Source organism: Paenibacillus sp. Pae15, assembly GCF_024519685.1.
In the GTDB taxonomy this organism is placed as follows: domain Bacteria; phylum Bacillota; class Bacilli; order Paenibacillales; family NBRC-103111; genus Paenibacillus_G; species Paenibacillus_G naphthalenovorans.
On sequence record NZ_JALJRM010000055.1, the window covers coordinates 1 to 8,639 of the forward strand.

Here is an 8,639-nt window from a genome sequence, read left to right on the forward strand (position 1 = left end):
CACGCAACCACTTCTGGATATATCTACTACGTTACACAAACTTCTTGACACTACCAAAAAACTCCAAGAAGTAAAAGAATTTATGAATAAATATGTTCATAAACAGGGATTTAACACGTTTTATATTGCACAAAATCACATTTCCAGAACAAAAGATGATAGAAGTGCTTTAATAACTGACTTCGAGAAATGTCTTATTTCTTGTATTGGAGCTATAGCAGTATTTCGGCTTGCAATCGATCCGTTTCCGGTTTTACTAATGGATTATGAGATTTACTCTAGGACAATGGAATTAATGACGGAGCCATATTCAGAAGAGTTTGTAGAAAAATATATTGGAGCAGAGTCGATTGAAGCTTATAAACGTACTGACATCTATCAAGGTTATTATGAGTATCTAATGAATGAAGAACAGAGAAGTCCCGCTGTGTTAGATGTGACAAAACATCAGTACATTGATAAGAGCAAGGTGGAAGAGATTTTAGAACAGGCTCATTTATTGAGTAAGACAGATTTTATTGCCGTGGCTTTAGCCAATCTTTCAGAAAATGTTGCTAAAATTTATAGTTTAGATGGCTTGTTTCCCTATATTACTAGTACACGCTCAGTTCGGACTGACTTTAGCTATCATAGTGCGGTATTTAAAGGGATCAAGGATTCGGAAAATCACTTAAACATCCCGTATGATGAAGCATTTTTAACTTACTTGGCATTCGAAACAGATGATTATTTTGTAGAGCACAATGAGATTTTTACGCCTGATGAATATATTGCTTATGAGGCTCAAATTCGAGCACTTTTACTTTTAGCGAAAAGCAGATCAGAAGCATAATAGTAGGAGGAGATCGGATTGCAATTAAATGAATGGCTCTATACTACTAATTATAAGTCATTTAATGAGTGGCAAAACCTTGTGATTAATGGGGGAGATGTTTACCCATCTGTGAGGATTCCCTATGATGAGTGGTTAGATGAATACTTGGATAATATGGAAGATGTGCCTTTAATAGATGTGAAAAATTTGTTGAGGCATCTGTTAGAACCTATAACACGTAATCAAGACTTAAGTGATTATTCTATAAATCAGATTATGCTTCAATCTAAGGATGCGAAGCTGAGCAAGCATGCTAAAACAAGGTCAAGCAGTGAACGATTAATACGATTGAGTAAGGGACAGGATGCTTGGGAAGGGATGACATGGGTATTAGACCTTCTTCCTAATAAGCCTTATAATGCTGCTCAAGCACTTGAAAGTTACATTTATTCTCAGCCTAACCTTCCTGATGATCGAATAATTGGTATAGGACAATGTATTGAAATTATATATGCGAAGTTTATTTATTGTGAAAATTCACTCGGAAAGTTAATGAATCTTAAACCAATAGAGTTCGAATGGTTCATTGAGAATCTATACGAGAGCATGGGTTACGAAACCTTATGGACATCAGCGAGTCGTGACGGAGGAAAAGATATAATTGCAACAGCTATAAGGCCGGACGGTGTTGAGCAAGTATATATAGAATGTAAGTTGTATAAAACGACTCCACTTACTATTGAGACCGTTCGAGCATTTAGTAGAGTAATAGAAAAGAACGAAGTAAATAGAGGAGTTATTTTCTGTACTGGTTATGTTAGTGAGAGTCTTAAAAATGAAGACAGGAGGATTCATATATGGACGTATGATGATATGAAAACTCTTTTTAATGCTCATTTGGGAAGTGATTGGTCTGAAAGAGTTGAGATAATTGTGGAAAATAAGCGAAGAAAATATAGTCCCAAGCATGTCTAGTTGAAGTAAGATTACAATCCAAATTTTTTGCATTTGTAACTGCTGCAAACGAATATTTAAGTATTGAAAATGGTCATTTTACCCGCTACAATTGATATACCGAACAACGTGGAAAATGAATAGTAATTAACTCTATAATACGCACCTACTCCTACACCGTCGGCATCCGTGCGGTTACCTCTATCGACGGCATGACAGCCGACTGGGCTCGCATTCCTTGGGATGTGCTCGAGAAAATCTCCGTTCGTATCGTTAACGAGGTCGACAACGTTAACCGTATCGTTTACGACGTAACGTCCAAACCGCCGGCGACGATCGAGTGGGAATAAATAAAATCAGCCTGTTCTTTCTTTTGCAAGGAGGGAACGGGCTTTTTTGCGCTGCAGCATGATCAAGACCGCTAAATAGAAAAAGCATAAAACATCCGCCAATAGGAAAATCTTAGAGGGGGTCACCGATTGGATCCCAAGGAGTTATTTTCCTTTTTGCCGAACGAATTTACGGATAAGCTGAAAAATGTTCGGAAAAATCATTGACAAGCTTCGACGGCGATTTTAGAATAAGGGTTAGATTCATAAAAGGGAATAACCGTTTTCGTATAATTCCGGGAATCGGCCCGGAAGTCTCTACGAGGTCACCGTAAATGATCTGGCTACGAAAAAAAAGCGGTTCACGGCATTCGTCCGTGGAGCGTTCTTTTTCTTGAAGCCCGGAAATATCAGGTAGCCGGGCTTTTTGTCGTTGTTCCGAAAAACCATTTTGGAGGGATTTCAGGAATGGATCGTTTTTTTAAGCTGAAGGAGAACGGCACCACGGTTCGCACGGAAATCATGGCCGGTCTGACGACGTTCATGACGATGGCGTATATTTTGGCCGTTAATCCGAACATACTGAGCGCATTCGGCTCGGGAGCGACCGGGATGGATTGGACGGCGGTTTTCCTCGCTACGGCGATTGCCGCAGGCGTGATGACCATCGCCATGGGCTTGTTCGTTAACTTTCCGGTGGCGTTGGCGCCGGGGATGGGTCTTAATGCTTACTTTGCTACGGTGATTCTCGCTTCGCAAGGGCAGTTTACGTATCAGATGGCTTTGGCAGCCGTTTTTATCTCAGGGATTATTTTTATTATTTTGACCGTGACCAAGGTTCGTCAGATGCTGCTTGTCGCCGTTCCGGACAGTCTGAAGCATGCGATTACGGTCGGTATCGGCCTGTTCATCACGATTATCGGGCTCAAAAACAGCGGTCTGCTGGCGGTTGCCGTCGAAGCCGCAAACGATATTCCGAAGGGCAAATATACGGAGCTGTTGTCCTTCGAAACGGTGTTTCACCTGGGCGATGTGCATAATGCGAACGTTTTGCTTTGCATTATCGGGATTGCTCTGATTTCCATTCTGATGGTGTTGAAGGTACGCGGCGCGATTTTGTTCGGGATTTTGCTGACAACGGTGGCAGGCCTGTTCATGAGCAATCCGGACGGCTCTCCGGTGGTGAGCCTGGCTACTCTGACAAGCGGCGAAACGACCTGGGTGCCGGACATGAGCAAGCTGGCGTTTGCGCATTTTGATTTTGCCGGTGTCATGAATGCCGGGATCATTTCCGTCATATTGACATTTACGTTCGTGGAATTGTTTGATACGTTCGGAACGCTGGTCGGAACGGCCAACCGCGCCGGTTTTATGAAAAATAAAGAAGAAGGCAACAAAAAGGTCGGCAAAGCGATGATGGTGGATGCCATCGGCGTCAGCGGCGGCGCGTTGGTGGGTACGAGTACGGTAACGGCGTATGTCGAGAGCGCAGCCGGCGTTGCCGAAGGCGGACGTACGGGTCTGACGGCTGTCACGACGGGTGTTTGCTTCCTGCTGGCGCTGTTCCTCGCGCCAATCGCAGCGCTCATTCCGGGCTCCGCCACGGCGGCTGCACTGATCGTTGTCGGCGTACTGATGATGCAGTCCGTTCGTGAAATTGAATTCCAGGATCTGGTTTACGGCATTCCGGCCTTTTTGACTGTTACGATGATGCCGTTCACGTATAACATTGCCAACGGGATTTCCTTCGGTATCGTGGCTTACGTGCTTCTCGCAACGGTCGCCAGATTGAGCGGCCAAGGAAAATATAAAGTGCATTGGCTGATGTGGATTTTGGCCATTCTCATTATTGCCAGGTATATTTTCCTCGGGGGCCATTAATCGCTTGTACGGTGTATTCAAAGTCGTTTACCAGCTCCGGTGTCCGCTGAATTCGGGCGCCGGAGCTTTTCTATTCGATGGGAAGCCACAAGCGGAATTGCGAAAGTTTTCTGAAAATAGGCATTGACTTTAAGCAACGTGCATACTATAATAGCAATCAAATCAAAAACGCAACGAACGGGAGCAGTAGCCTTCATGTCCTGTCCAGAGAGCTGCGGGGTGGTGCAACGCAGTCGGGAGCATCGGCGAATCTCGCCCGGGAGCGGCAAAGCTGAACGGCCGGAGTGTAGCGCTGCACTTCTGCAGGCAGTAAGCTTTGACGGGTCGCCTCCGTGATCAGGCATCGAGCGGGCAACGGCTTTCTAGGCAAAGCCGGGGTCAACAAGAGTGGTACCGCGATAGGAACAGCCTGTCGTCTCTTTGGTTAGAGGCGGCGGGCTTTTTTAATTGAATATGTTGAAACGCGAAGAACGGGATCAGTAAAGTCAATCCGGTTGTACAGAGAGCTGCGGGGTGGTGCGACGCAGTCGGCGGAAGCTTGAAACTCGCCCGGGAGCGGCAAAGCCCAAAGAACTTGCGGGAAATCTCTCGTGAAGGTCGAGTAGGCTGCGACGGATTAGCCCTCCGTGACAAGGGGTTCGAGGTGGAATTCTAACGTGCGTTGGAGGTTGGAGTTCAAAAAGAGTGGTACCGCGGCAAGGTTACAGCCTGTCGTCTCTTGGTTTTCAAGAGATGGCAGGCTTTTTTTGCAGGAAAAAATCTGAGGAGGATGATGGTGATGATGAATCAGGACCAAACGGGAAAGATGAGAAAAATACACATTTTCGATACGACATTGAGAGATGGAGAGCAGGCGCCGGGAGCGACGCTGACGCCGGAGCAAAAAATCGTGATTGCCAAACAGCTCGCGAAGCTTGGGGTGGATGTGATCGAGCCGGGATTTCCGATTTCAAGTCCGGGGGATTTCGCAGCGGTGCAGCAAATTGCGAGGGAAGTCGCCGGCGTTGAAATATGCGGCTTTGCCCGGGCTATGAAGGAAGACATCGATGCGGCCGTCCGTGCAATCCAAGATGCCGAACGCAAGCGGCTGCATCTGTTCATCTCTTCGTCCAGCATTCATCTGGACTTTCAGCTGCGCAAATCCCGGGAGCAGGTGATCGGCATTGCCCGTCAAATGGTGGCTTACGCCAAGCAGTTTGTAGACCGGATCGAGTTCTCTCCGATGGATGCCACGCGGACAGGGGACGAATTCCTGTTCGAAATGATCGAAGCCGTGATTGAAGAAGGGGCCACGATCATTAACATCCCCGATACGGTCGGCTATGCGCTGCCGGAGGAATATGGGGCGATGTTTACCCGGGTGATGAAGAATGTCCGGGGCGGGCAGCAGGTTCAGTACAGCGCACACTGCCATAACGATCTTGGCCTGGCGGTTGCGAACAGCCTGGCCGCCATTCAGGCGGGAGTCAGCCAGGTGGAGGTGACCGTGAACGGCGTAGGGGAACGCGCCGGCAACTGCTCGATGGAGGAGCTGGTGATGGCGCTCGAAACACGGAAGGCGGCGATTGGAGCGGAGACATCGATTCGGCCGGAGCATATTTTTGACACCTCCCAATTAGTCAGCCGCGCGATGAGCTTTCCGATCGCGTTCAATAAGCCGATTGTAGGACGCAATGCGTTCCAGCACGAGGCGGGCATTCATCAGGACGGACTGCTCAAAAACCGCAGCACCTATGAAATTATGGATCCTGAGCGGCTGGGCATCCCGCGCAGCATGATCATTCTCGGCAAGCACTCCGGCCGCCATGCGATCAAGCATCGGGTAAGCCAGTTCGGGGTAGAGCTGAACGAGGAGCAGATGGAAAGCTTCTATGCTGCCTTCAAGTCGCTGGCGGACCGCCAGAAGGTCGTACATGACCATCAACTGCTTGAATTGGTAGGTCACACGGTGAATCAGGTGTTGGAGCCGTATACGCTTGTATCCGTGCAGCTGATCACAGGCAATGCAGGACATCGGGTGGCGTCTTGTACGATCCGCAATGAGGCAACGGGAGAAGAGGCGGTTTATGTGGGAACAGGTAACGGCCCGGTGGAAGCTGTTGTAGCCGGGATCAAGCAGGGCCTGCCGTTTGAAGCGGAGTTCGCCGATTTGGAGCTGTATTCGCTGTCTGCAGGGGAAGAAGCAAGCGGCGAGGCGATTGTAACCATACGGGCGTACGGGAAAACCTACCGCGGCATAGCGGAGAACCGCGATATTTTGATGGCGGCGGCTCATGCATACATGGCAGCGTGCAACCAGGCGGCTCGCGAGTGGGTGAAGGCATCGAAAGGCGGTTCGGTCGAACCCTTGGAAGTGGAAATTACAATACCGTAATGTCGAAAGGGCTGTGGATAATAGTTATCCACAGCCCTTGTGCATATTGTGAGTAATTCACAAAAGCCGCGCCGATACTCGTACCTGTAAGAAAGGTTTTCCCGCAGGAGGGTGGATAAGTTTTTCACAACAGATCTGTGGATAATGTGCATAACTTTGTGGATTAGACGAAAAAGGCTGATTATTCTAGAAGAAGCGACATGATATTCTGGGGATAATCTTGTGGATATTGCTATGTGATTCCTTGGTTATATGCACACTGGATAAAAAGGTTGTTTTTGGGCAAAGTACCAAAAGAGTCTCAAAAGTGAAAGATGCGCGGAAGAACGGGATAGTGGAATGCATGCAGCAGCGAATATAGGCGGGTTAGCGAGTAATGCCGGTTGAGGCCGCAGACAGATAGATTTATCGGATGGCCGATGGCGGGAGAGAGCATGTTCTTGACGTGCGCTGGGTATGCTCTTGTTGTGCTCCGGGTGTGAATTGGAAGAAGGAAGCTTTGCGGATCCATGGGAAAGGAAGGGGCTTGGCTCGATGCGCTGGGAATGGCTTGGCAAAACATTCTGCTTCAAGACGTCGAAACGGATAAGCTATGCAGCCGCCGGGCTGTTTATGTGGATGGTTGGATGTTATGCTGCGCCGGCTGCTTCTGCGTCGGGGATAAGTCCCGGTCTGACCGCCGATGTCGTCCACAGCTCTCCGGCCGCCGCTCCGGTTATCCCCACTGTGGAAAACCATGCTCCATTGGTTACCGTTGTATCGGTGCCGGGATTGTCCTTTATGGAGCTTCGTCCGGAGTGGCTGTACAGCATGCCCGCGCTTCGGCATTTGTCGGAAGAAGGGGACTGGGGGGCGATGAATGTAAGATTGCCTTTTCGGGGGCTGGAATCGGTCTATGCAACATGGGGCGCCGGAGCGCCGGCGGACGGACGGGGAGCTGAAGGGTGGAACCGGACGGAACGGCGTGAGGGGCAGCGGGCGGACGAGCTGTTGGAACGGTTCTCGATATCCGCGGCAAAGGACCAAGATGCTGCTGCTGTGGTCATTCCGCCGATCGAAGCGGTGCGGCGAAGCAATGCTCGCGGAACCTATGGGGCTCGCCCCGGCTTGCTTGGAGAAACATTAAAGCGGCACGGGATCCGTTTGGCGGTATGGGGGAATGTCGATAAGCCGGGGAGCGGAACCGAAATGTACCGGCGTCCCGCGCCATTAATGGTGATGGACGAATGGGGGCGTATAGAAACAGGCGATGCAGGAAGGTCCCTGCTGGGAATGAATGAAGCGATGCCGTACGGTGTTCTCACCCGCTTCGAACGGGTATTTGAAGTATGGAAAAAGGCTGCGGCTGAGGAGAGCGCTCCTTCCGGAACGCTGGCATTGATTGAGCTGGGCGATTTGCACCGTCTGTATGCGGAAAAAGACATGTATGCGTCGGAGCTGTTTGTGCTGCGCAAACAGGCGGTGCTAGAGCAGCTGGACCGGTTTATCGGACGGTTGGCCGCCGAAATGGCGGCGTCCGGTAAACGCCATGTGCTCTGGCTGGTAAGCCCTCAGCCTCATGCAGAGGCGTTAAAAGAAAAGCTGCAGCTGACGCCGCTGCTGCGCTGGTCTCCGGGGCACACGGCCGGTTCCGGGCTGCTGACCTCGGAAACGACACGACGCCCGGGCATTGTATCGGCTGTCGATATCGCCCCTTCGATGCTTGCGGAGTTCGGGGTGACGCGTCCGGAGGAAATGACCGGTCTTGCCGTCCGGCATGCAGAACCGATCGGCGGAACGGATCGTTCTCAAGACGGCGCATTAAGCTGGCTGCTGCGGGAAGTGGAGAGGATGAGCAGCGTATATGCGCTGCGTTCGCCTATCTTGTACGGGGTTGCCGGGTTTGAGGTGGTGGTCATGCTGGCAGGGCTCGCTGCGGTTTGGTTCGGAGCGGCGGGCAGAAGGTGGTGGCGCAGACTGCTGCGCGGACTGCTGTTTAGCGTGCTGCTGACGCCCGGCATCCTGCTGGCTTTAGGCTGGTTGATACAATTGGACACATGGATCTGGGTTACCCTGCTGCTGCTCGGCTTGTCCGGAGCGGTGTTAGGCGGTGCGGCATCAGGCTTCCGCGGAGTACCGCAGTTGATCCGGCTGCTGTGCTTGAGCGGCTTGGGGATCAGCGGGCTGATCCTGCTGGACTTATACACAGGAGCGGAAGCGATGAAGCGGTCGGTGCTCGGCTATGATGCGATGATCGGCGCCCGCTACTACGGCATCGGCAACGAGCTTATGGGTGTGCTGCTGGGGG

Annotated in this window: 4 protein-coding genes, 2 pseudogenes, 1 riboswitch and 2 other annotated features; all 6 genes and pseudogenes read left to right on the forward strand. The window is 50.4% G+C overall.

Going from position 1 to position 8,639, the window contains the following annotated elements:
* The coding region (locus tag NR121_RS24580) for a hypothetical protein (RefSeq protein WP_256832101.1) at nt 1-832 on the forward strand (832 nt) is incomplete at its 5' end.
* Between the two features lie 18 nt (nt 833-850).
* Nucleotides 851-1,789, forward strand: coding sequence for a restriction endonuclease (locus NR121_RS24585; protein WP_054820248.1), 939 nt, complete (start codon nt 851-853; stop codon nt 1,787-1,789).
* A 140-nt stretch (nt 1,790-1,929) separates the two neighbouring features.
* Nucleotides 1,930-2,118: pseudogene (locus NR121_RS24590) on the forward strand (GMP synthase (glutamine-hydrolyzing)); the annotation flags it as partial.
* Nucleotides 2,119-2,363: 245 nt separating this feature from the next.
* Nucleotides 2,364-2,464: riboswitch (purine riboswitch) on the forward strand.
* 101 nt (nt 2,465-2,565) lie between these two features.
* On the forward strand, nt 2,566-3,978 hold the full coding sequence (locus NR121_RS24595; RefSeq protein WP_062411059.1) for an NCS2 family permease: 1,413 nt from the start codon (nt 2,566-2,568) through the stop codon (nt 3,976-3,978).
* A 164-nt stretch (nt 3,979-4,142) separates the two neighbouring features.
* Nucleotides 4,143-4,401 (forward strand) — a binding site (T-box leader).
* Nucleotides 4,402-4,435: 34 nt separating this feature from the next.
* Nucleotides 4,436-4,700, forward strand: a binding site (T-box leader).
* Nucleotides 4,701-4,783: 83 nt separating this feature from the next.
* Nucleotides 4,784-6,352, forward strand: coding sequence for a 2-isopropylmalate synthase (locus NR121_RS24600; protein ID WP_062411058.1), 1,569 nt, complete (start codon nt 4,784-4,786; stop codon nt 6,350-6,352).
* A 534-nt stretch (nt 6,353-6,886) separates the two neighbouring features.
* Nucleotides 6,887-8,639: pseudogene (locus NR121_RS24605) on the forward strand (hypothetical protein); the annotation flags it as partial.